The sequence below is a fragment of the Lactonifactor sp. BIOML-A5 genome, assembly GCF_009677585.1.
GTDB lineage: Bacteria > Bacillota > Clostridia > Lachnospirales > Lachnospiraceae > Lactonifactor.
The window spans coordinates 1-26,016 of the sequence record NZ_WKYV01000007.1 but is presented as its reverse complement, the minus strand read 5'-3'; the positions used below and the strand labels follow the sequence as shown (position 1 = coordinate 26,016).

The 26,016-nt window shown below is 43.3% G+C and carries 17 protein-coding genes and 2 pseudogenes; 2 read left to right on the top strand and 17 right to left on the bottom strand.

The window, feature by feature from the left end; all coding sequences use genetic code 11:
• Window positions 1-46: 46 nt before the first annotated feature.
• On the bottom strand, window positions 47-3,259 hold the full coding sequence (gene carB / locus GKG41_RS07410) for a carbamoyl-phosphate synthase large subunit (protein ID WP_154257900.1): 3,213 nt from the start codon (window positions 3,257-3,259) through the stop codon (window positions 47-49).
• Between the two features lie 246 nt (window positions 3,260-3,505).
• Here carB and GKG41_RS07405 point away from each other — a divergent pair, with 246 nt between their 5' ends.
• Window positions 3,506-5,749: an EAL domain-containing protein gene (locus GKG41_RS07405; RefSeq protein WP_154257899.1), complete on the top strand. Its 2,244-nt coding sequence runs from the start codon at window positions 3,506-3,508 to the stop codon at window positions 5,747-5,749.
• 117 nt (window positions 5,750-5,866) lie between these two features.
• Here GKG41_RS07405 and GKG41_RS07400 read toward each other — a convergent pair whose 3' ends face one another.
• The 5 genes from GKG41_RS07400 to GKG41_RS07380 are packed head-to-tail and all read right to left on the bottom strand — an operon-like array spanning window position 5,867 to window position 11,035.
• Window positions 5,867-6,649: an SDR family oxidoreductase gene (locus tag GKG41_RS07400; RefSeq protein WP_154257898.1), complete on the bottom strand. Its 783-nt coding sequence runs from the start codon at window positions 6,647-6,649 to the stop codon at window positions 5,867-5,869.
• A gap of 12 nt (window positions 6,650-6,661) precedes the next feature.
• Window positions 6,662-7,624 (bottom strand): transketolase C-terminal domain-containing protein, encoded by a 963-nt coding sequence (locus tag GKG41_RS07395; RefSeq protein ID WP_154257897.1) that lies wholly within the window; start codon window positions 7,622-7,624, stop codon window positions 6,662-6,664.
• Between the two features lies 1 nt (window position 7,625).
• On the bottom strand, window positions 7,626-8,492 hold the full coding sequence (locus GKG41_RS07390; RefSeq protein WP_154257896.1) for a transketolase: 867 nt from the start codon (window positions 8,490-8,492) through the stop codon (window positions 7,626-7,628).
• 25 nt (window positions 8,493-8,517) lie between these two features.
• Window positions 8,518-9,570 carry an alcohol dehydrogenase catalytic domain-containing protein gene (locus tag GKG41_RS07385; protein ID WP_154257895.1) on the bottom strand — a complete coding sequence of 351 codons (1,053 nt, stop codon included), beginning with the start codon at window positions 9,568-9,570 and terminating at the stop codon, window positions 8,518-8,520.
• 43 nt (window positions 9,571-9,613) lie between these two features.
• Window positions 9,614-11,035 carry a glycoside-pentoside-hexuronide (GPH):cation symporter gene (locus GKG41_RS07380; protein ID WP_154257894.1) on the bottom strand — a complete coding sequence of 474 codons (1,422 nt, stop codon included), beginning with the start codon at window positions 11,033-11,035 and terminating at the stop codon, window positions 9,614-9,616.
• Between the two features lie 409 nt (window positions 11,036-11,444).
• On the opposite strand from GKG41_RS07380, the gene GKG41_RS07375 reads away from it, so the two are divergent.
• Window positions 11,445-12,377, top strand: a complete 933-nt coding sequence (locus tag GKG41_RS07375) for a helix-turn-helix domain-containing protein (RefSeq protein ID WP_154257893.1) — start codon at window positions 11,445-11,447, stop codon at window positions 12,375-12,377.
• A gap of 194 nt (window positions 12,378-12,571) precedes the next feature.
• Here the strand turns inward: GKG41_RS07375 and GKG41_RS07370 are convergent, their stop codons facing one another.
• The 11 genes and pseudogenes from GKG41_RS07370 to GKG41_RS07320 all read right to left on the bottom strand — a co-directional run bounded on the left by GKG41_RS07370 (window position 12,572) and on the right by GKG41_RS07320 (window position 25,848).
• Window positions 12,572-13,228 (bottom strand): peptidylprolyl isomerase, encoded by a 657-nt coding sequence (locus GKG41_RS07370; protein WP_154257892.1) that lies wholly within the window; start codon window positions 13,226-13,228, stop codon window positions 12,572-12,574.
• A complete protein-coding gene (locus tag GKG41_RS07365; protein WP_154257891.1) occupies window positions 13,225-14,085 on the bottom strand; it encodes a DNA glycosylase in 861 nt (286 codons plus the stop codon). Before GKG41_RS07365 ends, GKG41_RS07370 begins: the two co-directional genes overlap by 4 nt.
• Before the next feature lie 813 nt (window positions 14,086-14,898).
• Window positions 14,899-15,189: pseudogene (gene cas2 / locus GKG41_RS07360) on the bottom strand (CRISPR-associated endonuclease Cas2).
• Between the two features lie 12 nt (window positions 15,190-15,201).
• Window positions 15,202-15,516: pseudogene (locus GKG41_RS07355) on the bottom strand (CRISPR-associated endonuclease Cas1); the annotation flags it as partial.
• Window positions 15,488-16,639, bottom strand: a complete 1,152-nt coding sequence (cas8c, locus tag GKG41_RS07350) for a type I-C CRISPR-associated protein Cas8c/Csd1 (protein ID WP_154257889.1) — start codon at window positions 16,637-16,639, stop codon at window positions 15,488-15,490. The gene cas8c and the pseudogene GKG41_RS07355, both read right to left, overlap by 29 nt.
• Window positions 16,636-17,295, bottom strand: coding sequence for a type I-C CRISPR-associated protein Cas5c (gene cas5c, locus GKG41_RS07345; RefSeq protein ID WP_154257888.1), 660 nt, complete (start codon window positions 17,293-17,295; stop codon window positions 16,636-16,638). The genes cas8c and cas5c overlap by 4 nt, the downstream gene beginning before the upstream one ends.
• A gap of 28 nt (window positions 17,296-17,323) precedes the next feature.
• Window positions 17,324-19,084: a CRISPR-associated endonuclease Cas3'' gene (locus tag GKG41_RS07340; protein WP_154257887.1), complete on the bottom strand. Its 1,761-nt coding sequence runs from the start codon at window positions 19,082-19,084 to the stop codon at window positions 17,324-17,326.
• Window positions 19,085-19,290: 206 nt separating this feature from the next.
• Window positions 19,291-21,912, bottom strand: a complete 2,622-nt coding sequence (ppdK, locus tag GKG41_RS07335; protein ID WP_154257886.1) for a pyruvate, phosphate dikinase — start codon at window positions 21,910-21,912, stop codon at window positions 19,291-19,293.
• Between the two features lie 251 nt (window positions 21,913-22,163).
• Window positions 22,164-23,399, bottom strand: coding sequence for a 6-phosphofructokinase (locus tag GKG41_RS07330; protein ID WP_072851395.1), 1,236 nt, complete (start codon window positions 23,397-23,399; stop codon window positions 22,164-22,166).
• Window positions 23,400-23,564: 165 nt separating this feature from the next.
• Entirely contained in the window at window positions 23,565-24,275 is a 711-nt protein-coding gene (locus GKG41_RS07325) for a transposase (RefSeq protein ID WP_154257885.1), read from the bottom strand.
• A 178-nt stretch (window positions 24,276-24,453) separates the two neighbouring features.
• Window positions 24,454-25,848 carry a glycine--tRNA ligase gene (locus tag GKG41_RS07320; RefSeq protein WP_154257884.1) on the bottom strand — a complete coding sequence of 465 codons (1,395 nt, stop codon included), beginning with the start codon at window positions 25,846-25,848 and terminating at the stop codon, window positions 24,454-24,456.
• Window positions 25,849-26,016 lie beyond the last annotated feature (168 nt).

Sequence of the window (26,016 nt, the reverse complement as noted above, 5' to 3'; positions counted from 1 at the left end):
CCGGTAAAGAAAAGGCGCAAGCCCTCTTTCTCTACCGGAAATCAGTTTATCTTATATTTTTGTGGAATTCCTGAAGTGACTGAACAGAGAATTTACCGGCTTTCGCCGCCCTGATTCCTTCTACCGTCGCCTTGGCTTCAGCCATGGTTGTCACGTATGGAATCTTATACTTGATAGCGGCCTTTCGGATGTAACTGTCATCCACGGCACCCTTCTTGCCCACCGGAGTATTCACTACCATAGAAATCTTCTGGTTTGTCATCTCATCCAGTATATTAGGCCTTCCCTCATTTATTTTAGCAATCTTCTTAACCGGAATTCCCGCATCTGCGATCAGTTCCTGCGTTCTGCCTGTGGCCATAAGCCTGAATCCCAGTTCATGCAGTCCCCGGGCCACCTCTGCCACCTCAGGCTTATCCCTGTCGCTGACACTGATAAGGACAGTTCCCTCCAGAGGCAGTTCTGTCTTAGTAGCTTCCTGCGCTTTGAAGAACGCCTCCCCGAAATTCTCAGCCATTCCCAGGACCTCCCCGGTGGAACGCATCTCCGGCCCTAGCAGAGGGTCTACTTCCTGGAACATATTAAATGGGAATACGGCCTCTTTCACCCCATAATGGGAGAAGGTCTTTTCTTTCAATTCCGGAACCGGAGACTTTCTGCCGGTAAGGTGTGAAGTCATAATATCCGTGGCCAGCTTCACCATCTTAATGTTGCAGACCTTTGATACCAGGGGTACGGTTCTGGATGCTCTTGGATTGGCCTCAAGCACATAGACCACACCGTCCTCAATAGCATACTGCATATTCATAAGTCCCACAACATTCATCTCTACCGCAATTTTTCTGGTATATTCCTTGATCGTTTCCACCTGTTCTGCGGTCAGATTTTTAGAAGGAAGTATGCAGGCAGAGTCCCCGGAGTGAATCCCGGCAAGCTCAATATGTTCCATAACAGCGGGGACAAAGACATCTGTGCCGTCGCTTATAGCATCCGCCTCACACTCTGTGGCATGGTGGAGGAAACGGTCAATCAAAATAGGACGGTCCGGTGTTACTCCTACCGCGGCCTTCATATAATAAGTCAATGCCTCTGCGTCGTGCACCACTTCCATCCCGCGCCCGCCCAGTACAAAGGACGGACGTACCATAACCGGATATCCGATCTTCTCAGCAATGGCAAGCGCCTCTTCCACGTCAACCGCCATCCCAGCTTCAGGCATAGGAATATTCAGCTTATCCATCATAGCCCGGAACAGGTCTCTGTCCTCTGCCATATTAATGGTCTCAGGAGTAGTGCCCAGAATATTTACCCCGGCCTTTTTTAGATCTTCCGCAAGATTCAGAGGCGTCTGCCCGCCAAACTGGGCAATGACTCCCACCGGTTTTTCCTTCTCGTGTATACTGAGCACATCTTCCAGGGTCAGAGGCTCAAAATATAACTTGTCAGAGGTATCGTAATCCGTGGAAACTGTCTCCGGATTACAGTTAACAATAATTGTCTCGAAACCCAGTTCTTTTAACGCTATAGCCGCATGCACACAGCAGTAGTCAAATTCAATTCCCTGACCAATTCGATTGGGACCCCCGCCCAGAATCATTATCTTGGGCTTGTCTGTATTCACAGGACTCTCATCTTTTATATGGTAGCTGGAATAGTAATATGCGGCATCTTTGGTTCCGCTGACATGCACTCCTTCCCACGCTTCCACAATGCCTGCCTCCGTGCGGGCTGTACGAATCTGTTCCTCCGGGACTTCCAGAATCTGGCCCAGATATTTGTCAGAAAATCCGTCCAGCTTTGCCTGACGAAGCACATCAGCAGCAGGAACCTTTCCTTTCTCTGCCTTTAACGCTTCTTCCTCCTCTACCAATTCCTTCATCTGCTCAATAAAGTACCGCTTAACCTTGGTAAGTTCAAAAATCTCCTCTACAGACGCACCTTTTCGTAGTGCTTCATACATAATGAAGTGGCGCTCACTGCTGGGGATTGCCAGCATTTTCAGAAGTTCTTTTTTGCTTTTTACAGCAAAGTCCCTGGCTCCCCCCAGTCCGGCTCTTCCTATTTCCAGACTGCGGATGGCTTTCTGAAAGGCCTCTTTATAGGTTTTGCCAATACTCATAACTTCCCCAACCGCACGCATTTGTGTGCCGAGTTTATCCTCAGCGCCTTTAAACTTTTCAAAGGCCCAGCGGGCGAATTTAATCACAATATAGTCTCCGCCGGGTACATATCTGTCCAAAGTACCATATTTGCCGCAGGGTATTTCATCCAGAGTCAGTCCGCTGGCGAGCATGGCTGAGACAAGAGCAATGGGGAATCCGGTGGCCTTGGAAGCCAATGCGGAGGAGCGGGAGGTTCTCGGATTGATTTCTATTACAATAATACGATCTGTAACCGGATCATGGGCAAACTGTACATTTGTACCGCCGATGACTTCAATTGCCTCCACAATCTTGTATGCCTGTTCCTGAAGGCGGTCCTGAACCTCCTGAGATATAGTAAGCATAGGAGCTGAGCAGAAGGAATCTCCTGTGTGAACCCCCAGAGGATCAATGTTTTCAATGAAACATACGGTTATCATATTATTCTTAGCATCTCTTACCACTTCCAGTTCAAGCTCTTCCCAGCCCAGTATAGATTCTTCCACCAGCACCTGTCCTACCATGCTGGCCTGAAGGCCTCTGGCACACACAGTTTTCAGCTCTTCCACATTATATACAAGGCCTCCCCCTGCGCCTCCCATGGTGTAGGCGGGACGCAGGACAACCGGATATCCCAATTTCTCTGCAATAGACAGCGCTTCCTCCACAGAATAAGCCACCTCGCTTCTGGCCATCTCGATGCCCAGACCAGCCATGGTTTTCTTGAATTCTATTCTGTCTTCCCCTCGTTCAATGGCGTCTACCTGTACGCCGATTACCTTTACATTATATTTCTCCAATACACCTGCAGCTGCCAGCTCGGAACAAAGGTTCAGCCCAGATTGTCCTCCCAGATTGGGAAGAAGTGCGTCGGGGCGCTCCTTCTCGATAATTTGAGTCAGCCTTTTTACATTCAGAGGTTCGATATAAGTTACATCAGCAGTCTCCGGGTCTGTCATAATGGTCGCGGGATTGGAATTGACCAGTACAATTTCATAACCCAGATTTTTTAATGCCTTACAGGCCTGAGTTCCTGAGTAGTCAAACTCACAGGCCTGTCCGATGATAATCGGTCCGGAACCGATTATCAGTACTTTGTGAATATCTTCTCTTTTCATAAAGTAGTGTATCTCCTTTTCTCTCTAGATAATAGTAGTTTACCATGAGATGTTTATTAACGCAATCAAAGGGAATGAAAGTTGCTGTAGATTATATCCGTCACAGAAAGTTTTTTTCGTACCATATGTATATATATGCAGATAATATATTGCATTCCGCTAAACAAAGTAATAAAATATATAGAAAACAGATACAATTTCTCTAAATCGATTCAAATAGTTTTAGTTAACAGGAGATATATAAAAATGTACAAAACACAAAATAGTGTATCCCACCGCCGCAGGCCAGCTTTCACCCCAGGAACGCAGCTATGTATTCTCTCTGTTATTTTAATTATCATTATTGTTTTAACACTTTGGAATACTTCAAATCTGCGGTCCGTGCTCAACTACAGTACAGAGAATTATGCAAAAGATGTTACCTGTCAGCTGGCAGAGGATATTACTGCACGCCTGGAGAGTAATCAGCAGAACATGATCCTGCTTGCAGACTCCATATCCAAAATTGATTACAGTACAGGTACTGAAGCACTGAAGGAATTTCTTAACAGAAAAGCAGAGATTTTGGACTTTGATATTCTAATTTTTATAGATTCCCGGGGAAACACAATTCCTTCTGTATCTGATGCTCAGGATCTTTGGCAACTGCCCAGTGTCCAAGAATCCCTGCAGGGAAATACTGAGGTAGCCTACATAGAAGGACAGAGTCTTCTCTACTCCACTCCGGTTTATTCCGGCAGCGAGATTATTGGTGTCCTGACAGGAATCCACAGGAAGGAAAATATTCAGTCCCTGATTCAGCCCAAGGCATTTTCAGGGGAAAGCCTGACCTGTATCATTGATAATAGCGGGAAAGTGGTAGTCTCTCCCACAGAGTTAAAACCTTTTCTACAATTAGATGATATATTTAAAAGCGGAAAAGACAGGAATACAGAAAATGAAATAGTTAAAATGATGGACAATATGAAGTCGAATAGGGATGGGGTCTTCCCTTTTACAGCAGTAAACGGTGATGAACTGATTATGTCCTATCACCCTCTCAATGTTAATCAATGGGTGCTTCTGACTTTAATCCCTGCGGACTTGATCTCCTATGGGGCTAACGTTTATACTGTGAAGACATTCCTTATTATCGGAGGCATTGCCGTTGTTTTTATTCTATTCCTGGCTTCTATACTCCGATTTTACAGTTACCACCGGAAGCATCTGGAGCAGCTTGCTTTTTCTGATCCGGTTACGGGCGGTATGAATTATTCTGCATTTCAGCTTCAGTATGAGGAACTAGTTAAAGCAGCTCCTCCTCTTACTTATACGCTTATCATGCTTAACGTAAAGGGATTTAAGCTTATAAACGAAAATTACGGAACTGCAGCAGGCAATGATACCCTGCGCTACATCTATAAGATACTGCTTCGCCATACGGAACCCGGGGAATTTGCCGCCCGCAGTGAGGCCGACAATTTCTTTTTGTGTATCAAAGAGCGGGAGAAGCAGGCCATTCAGTTCAGACTTGATGCCATGATTCATGATATTAATTCTTTTAACAAAACCAGAGAGACTCCTTACTATCTTACCATTCTGCAAGGTGCCTATCTGATAGATGATCCCACCCTTGAACTCACAATTATCCAGGATCGTACAAGAACCGCTTATCAGAATCAGGCCTCCGGCGCTCATCCGTCATGTGCCTTTTATGATGCTGATTTTACAAGGCAGCTGCAGACAGAGCAGGAGCTCAACGACTTGTTCGAGCAGTCACTGAAGAATCACGATTTTCAGGTATATCTGCAGCCTAAAGTCAGGCTGCTTGATGGCGGTATCGCTGGTGCGGAAGCTCTTGTCCGTTGGATACATCCTCAAAAAGGAATTATCTTTCCATCTGATTTTATTCCTATTTTTGAACGAAATGGGAAAATCTGCCGTTTGGACCTTTATATGTTTGAGGAAGTATGCAGACTTCTGCAGCAATGGAATCAAAAGGGGCAGCCCTGGCTCCCCGTATCTGTCAATCTGTCCCGGCAGCATTTTAAAAATCCAGAGTTTCTGAAATCATTCTCTGAAATTGCCGGGAGATACCATATTCCCCAAAATACCATAGAATTTGAGTTAACAGAATCTATTTTACTTGATCCTCAGCAGATTGAGATTGTGAAAAAAAGTATTCATAAAATGCATTGTCTGGGTTTTCTATGTTCTCTGGATGATTTTGGTTCCGGCTTCTCCTCTCTGGGCTTATTAAAAGAGTTTGATGTAGACACCATAAAACTGGACCGTCAGTTTTTCCTGGACATTTCGAAAGAAAAATCAAGAGACGTCATTGCTTGCTTAATTGAGCTTGCAAAGAAACTGAATGTACGCACAGTAGCCGAAGGTATCGAAGTGCAGGAACAGCTGGATTATCTTAGAGATATAGGCTGTGATATGGTACAGGGATATATCTTCTCAAGGCCCCTGCCGTCAAAGGAATTCGAAGTCTTCTGCGCTGTATAACCACATTTCCCATCTCTTTATACACAGAAAAACGGCATACTGCATGCCGTTTTTCTTACTCTGTACCCAGGGGTATATATTGGGGGGCCCCTGAGTATACACTATAGGAGGAAAGGATTATAAGGTTGTCGTAAAACCGCCGTCTACGCTGATGCTCCAGCCGTTTACGTAGTCAGACGCCCTGCTGGCCAGATAAATTATGGTCCCCATGAGGTCTTCCATCTCGCCCCAGCGTCCTGCCGGAATCCGGTTTGTAATCTTATTGTAGAAAGCAGGGTCCTTGCGAAGCTCTGCATTTACTTCAGTGGCCAGAAATCCGGGAGAAATCGCATTTGTCTGTATATTAAATTCTCCCAGCTCATTGGCAAACACCCTGGTCAATCCAATAACACCGTGTTTTGCCGCTGTGTATGGAGGACAGTGCTTATCAGCGGTATACGACAGTGCGGAACCTATGTTTATAATTTTGCCTCCGCCCTGCTGCTTCATAATCTTAGAAACCGCATGAGACAGGAAATATACCGCGTTCAAATCCAGATTGATGCACATATCCCAGTATTTGTCAGGGTACTCATCAAATGGGGCAAAGGCGCTGGCGCCTGCATTGTTCACCAGAATATCTATTCTTCCATATTTCTCCACACAGGTATCTACCACCTGCTGAATGTAATCCTTTTTGGTAAGGTCACCCTGAAGGAATTCTACCCGCCTGCCTTCTGCCTCTACCAACTGCTTTACCTCTGCAGTGTCTGGTGTAAAGTGCGGAATAAACAGATCTGCCCCGGCCTTTGCAAAGGCTGCCGCATATGCCATGCCAAGTCCCTGATTGGCTCCTGTGATAATTGCTACCTTCCCCTTCAGACTAAAAAAATCCAGGGAGAAATTTCCAAAATCCGTCATTCGTCTTGCCTCCTATCCCAGCATGGTTCTGATTGTCTTAGCAATACTTGCCCGGTCCATGCCATAGTATTTATAAATCTCGTCCGGATCTCCCAGTACAGAGAATTGATCCGGCATTCCGATTCGTTTGAATTTACCCCTGTATCCGGCTTCGCATAAAATCTCGGCTACTGCTCCGCCCAGACCGCCGTTGATGGAGTGATCCTCCACTGTCACAACGTTTCCGGTGGTATTGGCAACTCTTAAGATCGCTTCTGTATCCAGCGGCTTAATTGTGTGCATATCCAAAACACCTACACTGAGTCCTTCTTCGCCTAAAAGCTTAGCTGCCATCATGGACTCATAGATACTTGATCCGGTAGAAATAATTGCAGCGTCCCTGCCTTCCAGCACATCTATGGCTTTGCCAATCTCATATTCGTAGTCTTCCGCATAAATATTAGGTGAACCGGCTCTGTCTATCCGGATAATCATAGGGCCTTCATGGTCCATGGATTTCCTGATAACCTTCCGGCACTGGTCAGCGTCTGCGGGAACTACCACCGTAAGGTTAGGTATGGCACGGTATAAAGCCAGATCCGCAATGTCGTTATGGGTGGGGCCTCCCCCTGCGGTAACACCGGAATGGGTCCCAATCAGACGTACATTCACATCGTTGTACGCAATATCGGTATGGATTTGGTCTGCTGCACGCAGTGGAAGGAAGGGACCAAACACTTGAGCAAATACAATGTGCCCTGCCAGCGCCATACCTGCGGAGGCGCCCACCTGGTTTGGTTCTGCGATGCCAAAGTTAAAGCATCTGTCCGGATACTTTGCAACCATTTTTCCTGCACTGGAGGATGGGGCAACATTATCACTGTACGTAAACAGGAATTCTCTTCCTTCATCTGCAAGTTTCATTAATTCTTCTCCATATGCCTCTCTTGCATTGGATAACATCTGGTCAAAATCAAAAGTTGTTTGTACTGCCATACTATCTCACCTTCCTATTCTTTTCTACGTCAGCAAGTGCTTCTTCTAACTGTTCTTTCGCGATACCGCCTCCGTGCCATTTATAATTGCCTTCCATAAAGTCAACGCCTTTGCCTTTTATGGTATTGGATATAATGAAAATAGGTTTCCTTGGAGTAACCGGATCCGCCTTTGGAAGCTTCTCCAGCGCTTCACATACCTGAAGCATATCATTGCCGTCCTCCACATTGATGACCTCCCAGCCAAAGGCCTCTAACTTTTTATCCAATGGATCCAGGTTCATAACATTGGCTGTAGGGCCTGTCATCTGTACCTGATTCTTATCCACAATAGCAACCAGATTCCCCAGCTGGTAATGGCCCGCTGCCATAATTGCCTCCCAGTTGGTACCCTCGTCCATTTCACCGTCTCCTACCATAACAATGGTTCTCCAGGGTGCTTTTTTTGCTCTTGCACCCAGAGCCATACCCACAGCGACAGGAAGTCCATGCCCCAGTGAGCCCGCGGATACTTCTATGGCAGGCACATATTTTCTGTTCGAATGCATACCAAATTTTGCTGTGTCAAGGGTTTCGAAGTGCTCTACCATGTAGTCCATGGTATACATGCCCATATCCTGGAAAATCGTATATAACGTCTCGCTGCAGTGCCCCTTGCTTAACACAAAGCGATCTCTGTCCTCCATCTTCGGATCTGCCGGATCATAATTCATATATTCATAGTACAGGGCGACTGCCATCTCAACAATGGATAATTCTCCTCCCAGATGCCCCATTCCAATGCGGTAGATAAAGTTCAAAAGATCCTTTCTGATTTTTAAACACTTATCCTCTAATTCAATTACACGTTTCATTTCTACTGTACTCATTTGATAGCTCCTTTCCAGACTTTCTTTATATGTCCTCGCTGCATTTAATTAATATTTTCGGATACTTCCCGGATACCTGGGCCTTGAATGCTTCCTCTGCCTCATCGATGGAGAAGATCTTGCTGGTAAAATCGGAAAGATCATATTTGGATAAGACCTGCACCGCCCTGGGGAAGGTATAGGGGGCCACATAAAATCCGGTTACTGTCAGTTCATTAAAATAACAGTATTTATACAGATTGAATGGCATCTCAAAATCATTTGGATACATAGCACCGTAGATCAGTTTTCCGCCTTTTGCCGTAATTTTCGGCAAATCATATACCGCTTTTACAGAACCGGAACAGTCAATCACGGTATCAAAACCTCTTCCGTCTGTTATTTTCATTGCCTCCTCCACTGTGCTGGAATTCACGGGGTCAACCACATATTCCGCTCCGTATTTCAAAGCCAGCTCTCTTCGCTCAGGGATAGGCTCTATCAAGGTCAAACTGGTGGCCCCATACATTTTTAATGACTGCAGTGCCAGTAGTCCGATAGGGCCTCCCCCGGATATAGCGATTCTCTCCCCATATCTGGGACTTACCTTATCCATCAGACGGACGGCAATGGAAATCGGCTCCAGCAGGCATCCTTCCTCAAGGCTTACATCGTCAGGAAGTTTATATACCTGAGATTCATGCCAGACAATATATTCACTCATTCCCGGGCGGTTATACTCATCTGCGTGTTCACAGAACTGCTGCTGTCCGTTCTGGCAGTAATAGCAAGTACCGCAGAACCTGAGGAAATTGCCGGCAACCCGATCCCCCACTTTTAACCCTTTCTGCGTTGCTTTTTCCCCCAGCTCCACGATAACGCCGGAGACTTCATGCCCAAGGCCAAAGGGGGGTTCCCACCCAAAGATATTCTCCACCAAATGAGGATCCGAACCGCAGATTGCACAGTATGCGACTTTGATTTTTACATCCTCCGGCCCTACTTCCTGTTCCGGAATATCCAGAACAGCTACTTTCCCTCTCTTACTCTCGTCCGGGTCTCTTAAGCTTCCCACTTTAACTACTGATATTGATTTCAAATCAATCCCTCCATTTCGTTTTTTCTGTTCTATTTTTACTTTATTATGCCGATTTTCTGGCTGCATTTCTTTCTGCTATCTGCCTCTGAATCTCAACCACTTTTTCTTCATTGAGGTGATAGAAGGCTCCGAAGATAACCATGGTGACCACAACCACTGCCAGAGGAAGCAGGGACGTCAGATTCCTGATAGCTGCAAGAGTGCTCTCTGTCTGAGCTTCGTTTGCCACATAACCTGAAGCACTCAGCACTGCGGTAGGCAGAGAACCGCCGATAATCATAGCAAATTTTATTCCTAATCCAATTAATGTCATTACAATGGCTGTATATCTTTTCCCGGTTTTTAAGTCCGCATATTCTACCGGGTCAGTGATGATAGACCACAGAATTCCCATTAAGATACCATATCCAAATGCTGTTACTCCCCGGGATGCCATCATTCCGGCAATGGCGGAAGGAGGCATTAAGTAGAGAAGCAGAGACCCTGCTGCTGCCAGTGCAAGTCCTAACATAACCGTACCTTTTTTCTTTATCTTCTTTGTCAGGAATGGTACGCAGGGTACACCAAATACAGAGGGAAGCATCATCATCATAGAGAACCAGGAAAGCATATCCTCTCTTCCGGCATAGTATTTAATATAATAGGCACCCATGGTGGACTGTACCTGACTTAAGGTATATACACCCAGAAACAGGACAAACATAAGGAAGACAGGTCCTACCGTAAATAAAAGGGTAAATACATCTTTAATATTTGCCTTGTTGTTAGGGTCAATCGGCGGGGCCGGAACTCTCTCAACAATCTGATGGGAAGCCCAAAGTAAAATTGTTACCATGATGACCGCCATAATAACAGTCGTTACCATATATCCCTGAGCAAGTGTCATATATCTCGTAAAGAAACCGCTTAAATTCGGCAGCATAATGGCACAGAGAACACCGCCGGACTGTGCAAACATCATTCGTGTGGACTGAAGCTTCGTTCTCTCATCCTGATCGTTTGTCATGAGGGAGGCCGCTGATATATATGGCTGAATAATAAATGTATACAGCATATTTAACAGATTGTATGTAATAGCCGCCCACACAAGTTTCATGTTATACGCAAATCCAGGGGTAGTATACGTGAGCACTGCTACCACGCCAAAGGGAATCGCCCCATACATAATGTATATCCAGTACTTACCCTTCTTTGGATTCAGCCGTTCACATATAGTTCCCATCATAGGGTCATTGATGGCATCCCAGAGACGGGAAACCGCGAACAGCATAGCAACATGGGATGCTTTCAGTCCAAAAATGTCTGTATAGAAATAACTGATGTACAAGGCAATACACTGAAACACCAGGTTCATTGCAAAGTCTACCGATGAATACCCCAGTATTTCTTTTTTTTCCAACTTGTAGTATCCATACTGTGAACTGGTCTTCACCCAGTTAGCGGGATCCTTAAGGTTTTTACTCATAGAAATTTCCTCCGTCTGATTTGGATTTCTGGACGATAGCGGTTACTTGGGCGCCCTGTACTGCCTTTGTCCGGTACTTATTTCATAAGCCGCATACACTTCCCGTTATTTTAACCACTTATTTTTCCTGCTCCTCCCGTATGTTCGGTAATATAACTTGATTTGCGACTTATCTTTGTTGTATTTAGTATATATTGCACAACATTTTTTTACCATTCTTCAAAAGGACACGTAGAAATTCAATTCCGTCCTTTTTGAATAAGATTGTTGATAAAATATCAAATCAATTACGACGAAACAGATTCCTTTTTTTTACTTATTGTGTTATAATATCTAAAGGTTTTTCTTTTCAGAATTCTTTTTCTATACAGCATTATTGACTATCATTATCTAAAGGAGGGAATCTGTCATGTACCATCAGCCTATACACCCGCTTTGCAATCCTAACACAAACACGGTCTCTCTGAATTCCTATGATTTATGTATCAGCTATGTAGACCGTCATGACGAAAACACGGTGGAATTTCCCCACAGTCATCCAAGGGAATTTGAAGTATATTATGTTGTGGAGGGGGAATTAGATAATCTGGTGGAGGGGACACCGCAAAATGTCAAAGCGGGAGAGTTCTTATTTTTAAATCCCGGGGTAAAGCACGGTACGCTGTACAAGCCGGAACAAAGAAAGGTATACATCACCGTAGTTTTCAATATCTATCCCAGAACCTCCCCCTACTCAAATGACTATACCGTGGAATTCGAACCGATACATATGGATACTTTTTTTAAATTTGCTCAAAAGCAGAACTTTTTAATCTGTAAGGATAACTATAACTGTTCCAAATACCTTCCCTGGATGGAAGAAGAGGCTGTAACAAAGGAGTGGGGGTGGTTTTATATGCTGAAATCACACTACACTGCATTTCTGCTCTCTATCATCAGGAACTTTATGCCTCCTACTCACACAACCTCCCAGGCAGAAGCCACAACGCTGCCCATTGCATTCACTAAATTTCTGCATGCTAACTATCAGAACAAGGATCTGGCACTGAAAGATCTGGCAGATCATTTTTATATGACTCCCAGACACGCCAACCGGCTGTTCAAGGAGTATTTTGGAGCAAGTCTTTCCAAGACATTAACCCAGTACCGAATCAGTTATGCCAAAAATTATCTCCTTGATACAGATTACTCTGTTGACGAGATCGCTGACGCCGTAGGTTTTAGCTCTGCCAGCACTCTGTCCCGTCTTTTTAAGGAGACAGAAGGGATCAATATCTCAGAATACCGGTATCTGTGCAAGCAGCAAAAGCTGCTTGCACAGAATCTGGACGCGCAGCCATAGAACAACCGCGTATTATAATAACAGGGACGGTATTGGCTCATCCTCATCGGATGAACCCATATCGTCCCTGCATCTTTCTTTATTCAACTATTCTATCACTTCATGTCATCCCGTATGCCCCTGGCATAAATGAGATGCTCCCCCTGTGGAAATGATTGGCAACTCATAAACTCTTGATTGAAATTATTTTTAGATTAGTCGATAACCTCAATACTCTCGATCACCGGCTGATCCCCTGCCGCCACAGTTCCGTTCGCATCTTCTGTCTGGATATCTTCACATATCTTATCTACAATTTCCATCCCTTCTGTTACGTATCCAAACACAGCGTAGTCCCCGTCCAGAGATGGACTGTCCTGATGGACAATAAAGAACTGAGAGCTGGCACTGTCCATCTCCCTGGCGCGGGCCATAGAAAGCGCCCCACGGGTATGAGACAACGGATTGTCCACGCCATTATTCGCAAATTCACCTTTTATGGTCTCATCAGCCCCTCCGGTACCATTTCCGTTAGGATCTCCCCCCTGAATCATAAAACCGCTGATAATGCGGTGGAATGTCAGTCCATCATAGAATCCCTCCCCGGCAAGCTTCATAAAATTAGTCACGGTTATGGGCGCACTGTCCCCGTCCAGTTCTGCAGATATGGTTCCATAATCTTTTATGTTAATTTTAATGTGATGTGTTCCTGTCTGCTGTTCCCCACCGGAAGTCACTTTATCTGCTTCCTCTTGTGTGCCGGCAGACTCTGTATCTGTCTTATTTTCTTCTGCATTCTCTGTTTTTCCACATCCGCTTATCAAAGCAGACATCATAGCAGCCATTACAAGTAGTGTTATTAATTTTTTCATGCTGTGTAACCTCTCTTATAGCTTATGGTATTCTCTTTTTTCTCTCTGCCCTCTTGGTTCAGGTCATAATAAAACATATATTGCTGTAAAATCCCCGCATACCCCTGATACCGCAAGTAGGGAAACCCCTCCGGATAGTGCAGATCCAATATCCTTTTTATATGTGTATCCACCGGAAAGGCTTCCACATGGTACAGGCCAAACAGGCAGATACAGTCTGCCACTTTCCTGCCGATTCCATATTGCAGCATCAATTCTTTGTGTGCACTTTCATAATCTGCTTTTTTCAGCTTCTCCAGATTCAAACTTCCTTCTGCAACAGCTTCTGCCATCCGGCAGATATACTTCTCCCGGTACCCAAGCCCCAGTTTTCCCAAAACTTCAGGGCCTGCCTCCAGCACTGCTTCCGGCGAGGGAAAGGTAAAATATACACTTCCCTGCCTTGTATCTCTCTTTTCCCCAGCTGCTTCGCAAAGACGCCGGACACTGTTTCTGATTCTCGGTATATTATTATTCTGAGAAATAAGAAATGTAATTATCATCTCCCATAAATCCTGCTTTAATATACGGATTCCCCAGCCATAGTTCGCTGCGCTGTTCAAATACGAATCTTCCGTATCTATAGAATTTTTTATTTCTCCGTAATCCGTATCCAAATCCAGATATTCCCGCCACAGCTTCTGAAACTCCTTTTCAGAGCAGGATAGCGTATAATCTTCCCCGTGCTGGGTGATCTCCAGGTACACACCGTGGGCGATGATTGAATATGTACTGCTGTTCTGTCTCTCCATACGAAAGCATTGGCCCGATTGAGCAATCTGCTGCAGATCCAGGTCTTTTATCTTTTTTTGTATCATTGTGTCCTCTTTTTCTAAAGGTGGCTGCAATTTATCTTGTTTCAATCCAAATTCGGCAATTTTGCACCGTCAGACTAATATTTTATAGATGCGCGGATTGACCTTTTGTCAATAAGGAATACCCACTCCCATCCGCCGGTAACTGCCTTTGCTCATGCATTTGGTGACTCACTTCTCCAACTATAGAGGTACAGAATCCTAGCTTCTCTTTTTGAAGAAGAAAATGTTACTTGTCTATGGTATCATTTTATTGTTTTATCTTCAACTGTAAATTAGTGTATGTAGGATATATAGATAAGCACAAACCCTCTCTCCCTTAGTTTCTCTGATGATTCCATCAAACAAAAGAACAATAAGAAGTTATTGAATTACATTTCCATCCGTAACATCTGCAGCCAGAAGCCGGAAAAAGCAGAGCAGAACATACCACTACACACTGGCAGGAAAATTGCCTATTTCCATTTGTCAGGCGTTGTGGGAATCAATCAAATGGTACTACCTATGGAGAGCGACGATGATGATGTAATCGCTGTTCTGAACGGATTTAATTTCAATCCACGCTCCCGTAAGGGGAGCGACATAAAGCCCTGCACCATTTCCTTTTCTTCTTTATTTCAATCCACGCTCCCGTAAGGGGAGCGACAGCAAAAGTGCACAAAATATCAGCATTCACAACGGAACATATATACATTTTATACACTTTTATCTTCTCAGCATATCATGTGGCATCCTTTTTGTCTACTTTTACTATACATTCTCTTGCTTTTTCAGGTGCGAATCCCCCGGCATTTTTATGTTCACTTTACATTCGCACTAGAATATTAATGTATCAACAACATCAACTCCGCGTTCCACACCCATGTGTTCAACCTTATTTTTAAAATTATTTCCCAGATAATAGAACCGCAGGCTGTCAACATTTTCATCAATAATTTATGATAGGATTGCTTTTAATGTAACACATTGGGTGTTATCCAAAATACATTCAAACACTGAATTTTGCACACGAGTTCCGTAATTCACGAACTGTTTTGCTACCTTTCTTAAACGAGCCTTACCTGCATTTGTTTCTGTATTGACATCATATGTAATCAAGACAAGCATATAAAACCTCTCTTACTTCCAAAAAAATGGTGGGTATTCATCCAAGTCTCCTCTCAAATACCTGGCAAGCAGCATTGCCTGAGTAAACGGTACCATCCCCCACTCTATCTTTTCACCAAGATATGGATGGGTAATTATATCCTTTTTCCTGTTCTGCCATTCTGTGAGTACTATTTTTCTAGTTGCATCATCCATCACAATCGCACCATCTTCTTTTTTTGTAAATCCCTTTCCATTGACTATCTTTTTATTAATCAGGGTTAAGACGAACCTATCTGCCAGCACGCGACGCAGTTCTTCAATTAAATCCAAAGCCAGGGAGATTCTCCATAGTATCAGTCAGCGGCTTAACAATCTCCATACGCCTATAGTGCTGCTGCAAATGTTGAAGAATATTTCCGAAACTGTCCTGATAAAAGAATCGGACAGCAATTCTTGCAGCATTGGGTGCAAGTCCCAGTATAAAAAACTTCTGAGACATTTGTAATTTTGTCGTTATGCCTTCCACATCAACGGCCTTTCCGGACGAAAGGTTTTGAAATACGCCTGCCACAATCTCCTGATTATCAACGCTTGGCTCAGACACTGCAGAGAACACGTTCTGGTACTCTTCTAAGCCATTTTCAGCCCAATATACCACCGTGGTATCCCCGATTGTGCAAAAATATTTTCTGTTTCTGAGCAGGTAATTCAGTGCTGTCGTATACGCAAAGGCTGCATATGTCCCAACCGGTGCATTATAGCTTTGCTCCTTTCCATAAGATTCGAATGCTGTGGCATTAAAGGATACAAGTGCTGCACCGCTGGATTGTGCTCCCTGCACCCCTTTTATTGTCCCATGGGTTCTGGCAATTTCCGAATGTCTTCCAGTTACCATGCAGAGACCGTCCGGAGCCTTGGAGCTGTCTTTCAGGTATTCCTTCCACCTCTCTTTAATCTCAAAGTCCTCCTGAGGATACACCCCGTCTACATAAAATAGTAAATTTCCACCTGCCAGTATCTCCTCTTTCATCGGTACCAAAGCAGGGCTTGTGAGGGCTTCCTCCGGATTCCAGTGTTCAAAAAAGGCTTTGACAGCAGCAGCGATTTCATTTTCTACAGGCTCAAGGATTTCCAAATGTTTTTCCTTTGCACATTGGAAGCACTCTATGGAGCGTTCGGGTTTTCCTTTATTGTCAACTCCCAAAATATAGCTGGAATTATCACACAAAAAATTTGCAGAAACCCCGGAAGATCGGGATACCATCTGGGGAACCTTCTTTCTCTGAGGCAGTTCTACTTTCTTCTTTCCCCGTTCTTCTACCCTGGTCAATGGAATTACACCAAGCAGCTCTCCCTCATAAGAAATATCCAAAGCAAAAGACACATTTGCCTCACACCATCCAGGTTTAGTCACCTTACCGTCACCAGCCAAAGCCTCATAGTAGTTTACCAGAGATTGAAGTATCATCGTACCACCTCACAGTCTCTTACATCTAAAATCCCTTTGCATAAACCAGCTCTGAAAAACATAGGCTGGATATTTTCCGGATTTGAATAATCGAAGTCATATAACATATACCCCAAATCCTTATCCTCCTCCGGATATGCAGTCTGTACTTCCTCGTTTATGTAAAGTTCAAATTTAGCAGGAAACTCTCTGCATCCAAAGTAAGGGGTGTGATAGCACTCTCCCCTTTTTAAGCGCCGTACAATAATATCTTTGAATTTGCCCGAATTGTCGCCGGCATTCGCCTGATTCGTCATTTCAAAGTGGGCCTCTATAATATAGTCTACGTCTTTTAACAGAATTGCTGCCCTCTGGGCAATTTCCTCTCTGCTGCACAAGTATAATGCCTTATCTCCCCCATTCATAACATTCAGCACATTGCTGCCTGAAATCTTACTCTTAACCTCATTCCTCCTTACACTCGTAAATTGTATTGGACTTCTTACATAGATCTTATCTATAATCCACTTCATGCCCGGGTGCCAGTATATGGCTTCCAACATTCCCCGTGCGGCTGATGGCGTAATCACATCATAGCTGCATCGTTCCACTTTCATCTCAGGGCGGCTAAATAGTGCATAATCACCCCAAAATCTTACTTTCACACCACGACTCATAACTATTTCATTTCCTCGTATTGATTCTCTAATAAAATACGGCATCCCCTCTGCTTGCATCAATGATAAGACCTACATCCTCTGAATACAGCTCACAGTTGCGCAGCACAGCAAACTCTTCATCCAGAACTTCAAGTTTTCCGGCAGCATTTAAGGCTTTAAAATCCTTTTCATAAACACTGACACAATAGTTTCCCACATCCCTCAGCAATTTCCTGGTTCTCAAACCTAACCGCATTTTTTCAGCCAGCCTGGCTCCTTCCTCCTCCTGACATATCAGAATGGTTTTTGTCTTATTTTCAATAATACGAAATTCATTTGCTGCGGTCTCAAAAGGGTAACTGCTGGTTTTTACCCCATCTTCAAACTGTGAAACGATCTCTTTTGCATCCAGCCCTTCGCCTTTAAAGCAGTATAACCGTTCGAAATATTCATGTATAGCTTCTAACGAGGAAATGTCCTTATATTTTCTGCAGATTTGTTCCGTCACAGCGATCGGCTGTTTCAATACGGAAGGCACTCTGAATTCATCACTTTTCGTAAACGCAAAAAACTTGGTCTTACAGTTTTCCCGGGTATTATTGCAGCTCTCCTTCACCTGAACCTCCCCTGGAAATATCTTATTCAGAGAGGGCTGTGTAGCCGTACACAGTACAGCAGTGCTGTGATAATTGCAGATCAACTCACTGATTGCACGTACACAGGGACTCAGATAATTTACCGGCAGCATCTGTGCCTCGTCAAAGATAACAACACTGTTGGCAATGTTATGCAATTTACGGCATTTGGAAGAGCGGTTGGAAAACAGGGACTCAAAGAACTGTACATTTGTAGTTACGACTAAAGATTTATCCCAATTTTCGGCTGCCAGCTGCTGATGCAGCAGCTCTTCTTCACTCTCGTAGGATACATGGCAGTGGTCTTCCAGCACATTTTCACTCCCCAGTATGTCCCGGAATACCTGGGCATTCTGTTCAATACTTGAAGTATAAGGTATCACATAGATTACTCTGTCCAAATGATGTTCTACGGCATGTTGAAGAGCAAAGGCAAGTGAAGATACGGTTTTTCCTCCCCCTGTGGGAACGGTCAGCGTGTAAAGCCCCTGTTTTTCTTTTCCTTTATCCAGGCAGGCCTGTAAGATTGCTGTTCTTTTGCCATTCACTGTTGCTTGTTCGGTCTGCTCCATCCATGGAGTAATGTAGGCCCGGAGACTTTGCAGCAGCTCTTCCATAGAAGCTTTTTGTATTCTTCTGGCAGTTCCGTCTGACATGAATTGTTCTGTATCCAGAAAGTCTGCATCTACCAGACAGGAATACAACATCCTGATAAAAAAAGATACACTAAAACCTCCGCGGCCCACAGGCACAAGCGGAGGGTTTGTAAACTCCGGCATCACAATCTCTGACTGATATGCCTGATAATCTTTTAATTGCTTTTTCATCCTGCCATACAGAGTGGAACTGCCTGCAATATCTGCCTGTGTTCCTCCATACGGCAGACCGGAATGGTGTCCGGCAACGCAATAGGCCGCCATAAGATAGCCGCGGCTGTATAGTTCCCTAGCGCCAGCAGTTGCATGATCTACAATAGGACCGCCGGGAAGTCTGAGTTGAAATTCTTTTGAATATTTACCAATATCGTGAAGCATTCCACAGCCGAAGCCCCAATCTCTGCAGCAAAATTTATCCGCAAACTGGCCGGCTAGCAGGGCAGTATTTTTAAGATGTTCTTGAACGCTTTGCTCTCTTGACTTATCATCGCTAATATGTGCCAAAAACTTTGCCATAAAAACTCCTTTTGTAGATATATGTTGGTTTTTACGCGTCTATTACAAATAATATACCAGGTTTATCCAGATAAGTCAGTATATATATGCAAATCGAATACTTTTTCTTGAGATAATTTGTGTGATTTGTTGATATCTGTACTTTTGCAACAAAAAAGAACGTTTACCCCTACTAGGAAATAAACGTTCTTTTTGTACATTTTAAATTATTTATTGTTCAAAGCCGCCTGAGCTGCTGCCAATCTAGCAATCGGCACACGGAACGGTGAACAAGATACATAGTTCAAGCCAATCTTATGGCAGAATTCGATGGAGCTTGGATCTCCGCCGTGCTCACCACAAATTCCCAACTTAATGCCTGCCTTTGTAGAACGGCCTTTCTTAGCAGCCATCTCTACTAACTGTCCTACACCGCTCTGATCTAATCTTGCAAATGGATCGGACTCATAAATCTTAGCTTTATAGTACGCATCTAAGAATTTGCCGGCGTCATCACGGGAGAAACCGAAGGTCATCTGTGTTAAGTCGTTGGTTCCGAAGGAGAAGAATTCAGCTTCCTCTGCAATTTCGTTAGCCAATAAAGCGGCCCGGGGAATCTCAATCATGGTTCCGATGCGGTACTGGATATCAGAGCCTTTTTCATCCTTCACTTTTTCAGCAGTCTCAACAACTACATCTTTCACAAATTTTAACTCTTTCTTTTCTCCAACTAACGGAATCATAATCTCCGGAACAATCTTAAATCCTTTCTCTCTGGATACCTCGATTGCTGCTTCCATTACAGCTCTTGTCTGCATCTTTGCGATTTCAGGGTAGGTTACCGCAAGACGGCATCCTCTGTGTCCCATCATTGGGTTAAACTCATGAAGGTCATCGCATTTTGCTTTTACTTCTTCCGGAGTTAAGCCCATATCCTTTGCTAATGCTGCGATATCTTCCGGATCTGTAGGTACAAACTCGTGAAGAGGCGGATCCAGGTAACGAACAGTCATTGGCTTGCCTTCCAGAACTTCATACATTGCTTTGAAGTCTGCTTTCTGGAAAGGAATCAGTTCATTTAAGGCTGCTTCTCTTGCTTCTACAGAATCAGAGAGGATCATTTTACGGATCTTCGGAATTCTCTCAGCGTCAAAGAACATATGCTCTGTACGGCAGAGGCCGATTCCCTGAGCACCTAATTTAATTGCATTTTTTGTATCAAGAGGAGTGTCAGCATTTGCTCTTACTTTTAATGTTCTGAACTTGTCAGCCCATCTCATGATTCTGTCGAAGTTTCCGCTGATTGCAGCTTCTTCTGTCTTAATATCTCCTAAATAGATTTTACCTGTGGATCCGTCTAAGGAGATGTAGTCTCCTTCCACGATTTTCTGTCCGCCAAGCTCAAAGTATTTAGCTTCTTCGTCGATCTGAATTTCACCGCATCCGGATACGCAGGCTGTTCCCATTCCACGAGCCACTACTGCAGCATGTGATGTCATACCGCCGCGAACTGTTAAGATACCCTCTGCTGCATGCATACCTTCGATATCTTCCGGTGAAGTCTCAAGGCGAACCAGGACTACTCTTTCGCCGGCTGCTGCTGCATTTTTAGCGTCATCCGCTGTAAAGTATACTTTACCGGCTGCTGCACCTGGAGATGCGGGAAGAGCGGAACCGATTACCTGGCCTGCTTTTAAAGCGTCTGCATTGAAGGTTGGGTGCAGTAACTGATCCAGTGATTTAGCATCAATTCTGCAAACAGCCTCTTCTCTCGTGATCTTTCCTTCGTCTACCAGGTCACAAGCGATCTGGATAGCAGCAGGAGCTGTTCTCTTACCGTTACGTGTCTGTAAGAAGTATAATTTGCCCTCCTGGATGGTGAATTCCATATCCTGCATATCACGGTAGTGATCTTCCAGTTTATGAGCGATTTTCATGAATTCATCATAGCATTCCGGCATATCTTCCTGTAATTTGGAGATTGGCTGAGGAGTACGGATACCAGCAACTACATCTTCGCCCTGCGCGTTGATTAAATATTCCCCATAGATACCCTTTGCGCCTGTGGATGGGTTACGCGTGAAGGCTACACCTGTACCGGAGGTTTCTCCCATGTTGCCGAATACCATTGCCTGTACATTAACGGCAGTGCCCCAGTCACCAGGGATATCATTCATACGGCGGTATACAATGGCACGAGGGTTGTCCCAGGAACGGAATACTGCTTTTACAGCTTCCATTAGTTGAACCTTGGGATCCTGAGGGAATTCATCTCCCATTTTTTCTTTATAAATTGCTTTATATTTAGCGATTACTTCTTTTAAGTCATCGGCTGTTAAATCTGTATCGAATTTTGCGCCTTTTTCAGCTTTTACTTCGTCTAAAATTCCTTCGAAGAATGATTTGCTCATCTCCATAACAACATCGGAGAACATCTGAATAAATCTTCTGTAGGAATCATATGCAAATCTTGGATTTCCTGTTTTCTTAGCAAAGCCCTCTACGGAAACATCATTCAAACCTAAGTTTAAGATGGTATCCATCATACCAGGCATAGATGCTCTTGCTCCGGAACGTACAGATACTAACAATGGATCTTCTGTGTCACCGAAACTTTTGCCCTGCATTTTTTCAAGCTCTTCTAAAGCTTTAAAAATCTGGCCCTGTACTTCATCGGTGATCATTTTACCACTTTCATAATAATCAGTACAAGCTTCTGTTGTAACTGTGAAACCCTGAGGGATAGGAAGCCCTAAATTAGTCATCTCTGCTAAGTTAGCTCCTTTTCCGCCAAGAAGGTTTCTCATATCTGCGTTTCCTTCTTTAAATAAGTAAACCCATTTTGCCATTTGATAATTCCTCCTAAATGTAAATGTATAATTTTTGAATATTTTCCGCTGCCATGAATTCGAAAAATACTCAATAGTTACCTTGTCTACGAATAATCGCACATAAATCATTTTAACACAAGACTTTTCATAGTCAAGTGTCATTTATAAGTTTTTCCCAGTTTCATACATTTACTCAAAAGCAGGTAAAAAAGTCATAAAATAAAGGGCGAAATCCACAACGGATCTCGCCCTTTTGCCTGCATTAACGCTTATTTCTTCGGAAAATATAAGTGTCTTGGGATTCCATTTACCATAAACGGAGCGTAGTCTCCCTGAATCAAAGGCCTTACATAATTAAGGAAATCCTCCGTGATATAAGTGCCGTCTCTCGTTATCCACTCTCTTGGCACCAGCTTCTCATCATTGGCAATCTTATGTACATCATAGATTCCAGTTGCACACTGGTACGGATCGTCAGATACTCTGTCAATTACCACCATCTTGCCGGTATCCCCTTCATCTGCGGCCTTCACAGCTGCCCCTCCAACCATAAATGCTTCATTAATATCTACTCTGGAGGCAAGATGCGATGCACTTCTTTGGAGGCTGCTGAACTCCACAGAGCGAGTCTTACATCCTATTTCTGAGCTGATCAGATTACAGAGATACGTAGCAGAACCTGTGAGCTGCTTATGTCCAAACGCATCTACATACTCTGCATTTCCGGAAAGCTCACTGACATACCGGCCATCTTTTAGCTTGATGCCCTCAGACACTGCAACAACAACATTATTCTTTTTCTTGATAAGATTTCTGATTTTTTCCATAAATTTATCTATATCAAATGGTATCTCTGGAAGATAGATAAGATCCGGTCCGTCACAGTCCTCGCCTACAGACAAAGCAGAAGCTCCTGTAAGCCAGCCTGCATTTCTGCCCATGATTTCAATCACAGTGATGAGAACCTTCTTATAAGAAAGGCCCATTCCGTCACGGATAATTTCCTTCGTCGATGTTCCGATATACTTTGCCGCGCTCCCGTATCCAGGGGTATGATCTGTAAGAGCAAGATCGTTATCGATCGTCTTGGGAACTCCCACAAACTTCTGGGACTGTCCTGTAATAATCGCATAGTCGGATAATTTCTTTATTGTATCCATAGAATCATTGCCGCCGATGTATATGAAGCATTCAATCTCCAAGCGATTTAAAATTTCAAAAATCTTCTCATAAATAGCCTTGTCTTCGTGGATTTCGGGCAGCTTATACCTGCAGGATCCAAGGTAAGCAGAGGGTGTTCTCTTTAAAAGTTCAATGTCCATATCACTCTTAATATGCTTTGATAAATCTACATATTGCTCATCCAGAAATCCCTGAATGCCGTATCTCATGCCGTAAACTTTAGCTGCTCCTCTGTCAATCGCTGTTTTATATACACCTGCCAGGCTAGAATTAATGACCGCCGTGGGTCCTCCTGATTGTCCTACAATTACGTTACCTTTCATATTCCGCACCTCCATATTTTGCACAATTTCTACGCATAATTATATCAAAAATGTACAAAATATACAAGTGTATTTTGAAGAAAAGGGGACGTGTTCTTTCTAAAAAGAACACGTCCCAAAATCATTACACGGTGTCCCAAACTGAACCAGACCTGTCCCTTTTACCTACAAAACCTTCTCAATTTGTTTAATCAAAACATCTGTTTTTTTATCGGAAAGATGTAGGTTTTTTCTTATTTCTTTCCTGAAATTTGTTTTAAATAATGGCATTTTCAATACCTCTTTCATTGGTATTCCAGATGCTTTTTCCTGCAAATCCGCTAAGATTCCCAAAGAGATATCAACTCTGACTATTTCCATATCAGATTCTACGTCATCCAGGAGTATCCTGTTAGGCTGTTTATGAAACCATAAAAATTCTTTTTGTCCCATAAATGCCTCCTCATATCGTCTCTTAGCATTTTCATGTATTATATTAGAATTTAAACTGGAAAATTCTCCGAAACTGGAGAAAAGATAGGACCTTATGTCCTTTGTCAGATTAGCTTTTACTGGATTCATATGAATATATCGAAGGCAGTTCCAGTAGTATCCTTCATCCTCAATACTTTGACTTTTATAACGACTCTGAAACACATAACCAGATCTATTCTTTTTTCTATTATAATATTCCGCAAAAGTAGAAAGAATATAAGCCATGTATTTAGATAATTCCGGCATTTCTGCCTTTATTAAAAGGTGGAGATGATTGCTCATAATACAGTACGCATGTATTTCCACAGGAACTTTTTCCAGATACTTTTTGATAAGGTATTGCATGACCTTTTTATCGCTTTTGTCATGAAATATGTCCTCTTTATTAATTCCTCTCGCCATAATATGGTAAAGATCTGTAGAACTTCTTTTTCTTGCTGTTCTCGGTATAAATATTCACCTTCTCTCATTTAGTTTTTTATAATCTACATATGGGACAGGTCTGTTTTGAAATGGGACACCCCAGATGTATTTTGGAACGTGTTCTTTTTAGAAAGAACACGTCCCCCTCCTCTGGACACTAGAACGTAAATTTATCTTCAAAATATGCTTTCAAATCTTCTATCTTAATTCTTTCCTGTTCCATCGTGTCTCTGTCTCTTACAGTTACTGCTCCGTCCTGCTCGGACTCAAAGTCAAAGGTTATGCAGAATGGAGTACCTATTTCGTCCTGACGGCGGTAACGTTTTCCTATGTTTCCTCTGTCGTCGAATTCACAGTTGTATTTCTTTGACAGTTCTTCATAGATTTTCCATGCTCCATCATTTAATTTTTTTGACAAAGGCAGCACACCAATTTTTACAGGTGCAAGGACAGGATGGAAATGAAGAACCGTACGTACATCTCCCTTTTCTTTATCCAGAACTTCTTCATCATAGGCACTGCATAAGAAAGCAAGTACCATGCGGTCCGCACCAAGAGACGGTTCAATTACATAAGGAATATATTTCTGTTTCTTCTCATCATCAAAATAAGTAAGATCCTGACCGGATACGTTCTGATGCTGTGTCAGGTCATAATCTGTTCTGTCTGCAATTCCCCAAAGCTCACCCCAACCAAAGGGGAAAAGGAATTCCACATCTGTAGTCGCCTTGCTGTAAAAGCTCAACTCTTCTTTATCATGATCCCTGTAACGAACTTCATCGTCTTTTAATCCAAGAGTGCTAAGCCAGTTCAGGCAAAAATTCTTCCAGTAGTCAAACCATTCCAAATCTGTGTCTGGTTCACAGAAAAATTCCAATTCCATCTGCTCAAATTCACGGGTACGGAAAGTAAAATTACCCGGTGTAATCTCATTCCTGAAAGATTTACCAATCTGTCCAATGCCAAAGGGTATTTTCTTTCTTGAAGTCCTCTGTACATTTTTAAAGTTAACAAAAATCCCTTGTGCTGTTTCAGGGCGCAGGTATACAGTATTTTTTGCATCTTCAGTAACACCCTGGAAGGTTTTAAACATCAGATTAAACTGACGGATATCTGTAAAATTATGAGCTTTGCAGGTAGGACATGGTATCTGATGCTCGTCGATAAAATTTTTCATCTTTTCCTGTGACCAGGCATCCACTGAACCATCAATGTCGATTCCCTTTTCCGCACAGTAATCTTCAATAATCTTGTCAGCACGGAACCTTTCATGACACTCTTTGCAGTCCATCAGAGGGTCAGAAAAACCGCCGAGATGTCCGGAGGCCACCCATGTCTGAGGATTCATCAAAATTGCACAGTCCACACCCACATTATATGGACTTTCCGTAATAAATTTCTGCCACCAGGCTTTCTTAACATTGTTCTTTAATTCCACACCTAAATTGCCGTAATCCCAGGTATTGGCAAGGCCACCGTAGATATCAGAACCCGGATACACAAAACCTCTGGATTTTGCCAGAGCGACAATCTTTTCCATTGTTTTTTCCATTATTCTTTCTCCTAACTTTCCAAACTTTCGTAATCAATCTGTCTTATTATAACCTTTGTATATGATCTTTTCAAGTTCTAACCCGTAGAATTGTTGTTAACTTGTGATAATGTCACCTTAGGATTCACTTATGAAAATGTCACTTTTGTGGAACCTATAATAGTATGA

Coding starts and splice junctions, on each gene's coding strand:
- cas5c (WP_154257888.1), bottom strand. CDS start 17,295: ATGAGTCGTGGTGTGAAAGTAAGATTTTGGGGTGATTATGCACTATTT.
- GKG41_RS07370 (WP_154257892.1), bottom strand. CDS start 13,228: ATGAAAAAATTAATAACACTACTTGTAATGGCTGCTATGATGTCTGCT.
- GKG41_RS07340 (WP_154257887.1), bottom strand. CDS start 19,084: ATGGCAAAGTTTTTGGCACATATTAGCGATGATAAGTCAAGAGAGCAA.
- GKG41_RS07375 (WP_154257893.1), top strand. CDS start 11,445: ATGTACCATCAGCCTATACACCCGCTTTGCAATCCTAACACAAACACG.
- GKG41_RS07320 (WP_154257884.1), bottom strand. CDS start 25,848: ATGGAAAAAACAATGGAAAAGATTGTCGCTCTGGCAAAATCCAGAGGT.
- GKG41_RS07365 (WP_154257891.1), bottom strand. CDS start 14,085: ATGATACAAAAAAAGATAAAAGACCTGGATCTGCAGCAGATTGCTCAA.
- carB (WP_154257900.1), bottom strand. CDS start 3,259: ATGAAAAGAGAAGATATTCACAAAGTACTGATAATCGGTTCCGGACCG.
- GKG41_RS07395 (WP_154257897.1), bottom strand. CDS start 7,624: ATGGCAGTACAAACAACTTTTGATTTTGACCAGATGTTATCCAATGCA.
- GKG41_RS07390 (WP_154257896.1), bottom strand. CDS start 8,492: ATGAGTACAGTAGAAATGAAACGTGTAATTGAATTAGAGGATAAGTGT.
- GKG41_RS07405 (WP_154257899.1), top strand. CDS start 3,506: ATGTACAAAACACAAAATAGTGTATCCCACCGCCGCAGGCCAGCTTTC.
- GKG41_RS07400 (WP_154257898.1), bottom strand. CDS start 6,649: ATGACGGATTTTGGAAATTTCTCCCTGGATTTTTTTAGTCTGAAGGGG.
- GKG41_RS07380 (WP_154257894.1), bottom strand. CDS start 11,035: ATGAGTAAAAACCTTAAGGATCCCGCTAACTGGGTGAAGACCAGTTCA.
- GKG41_RS07325 (WP_154257885.1), bottom strand. CDS start 24,275: ATGGCGAGAGGAATTAATAAAGAGGACATATTTCATGACAAAAGCGAT.
- ppdK (WP_154257886.1), bottom strand. CDS start 21,912: ATGGCAAAATGGGTTTACTTATTTAAAGAAGGAAACGCAGATATGAGA.
- GKG41_RS07330 (WP_072851395.1), bottom strand. CDS start 23,399: ATGAAAGGTAACGTAATTGTAGGACAATCAGGAGGACCCACGGCGGTC.
- cas8c (WP_154257889.1), bottom strand. CDS start 16,639: ATGATACTTCAATCTCTGGTAAACTACTATGAGGCTTTGGCTGGTGAC.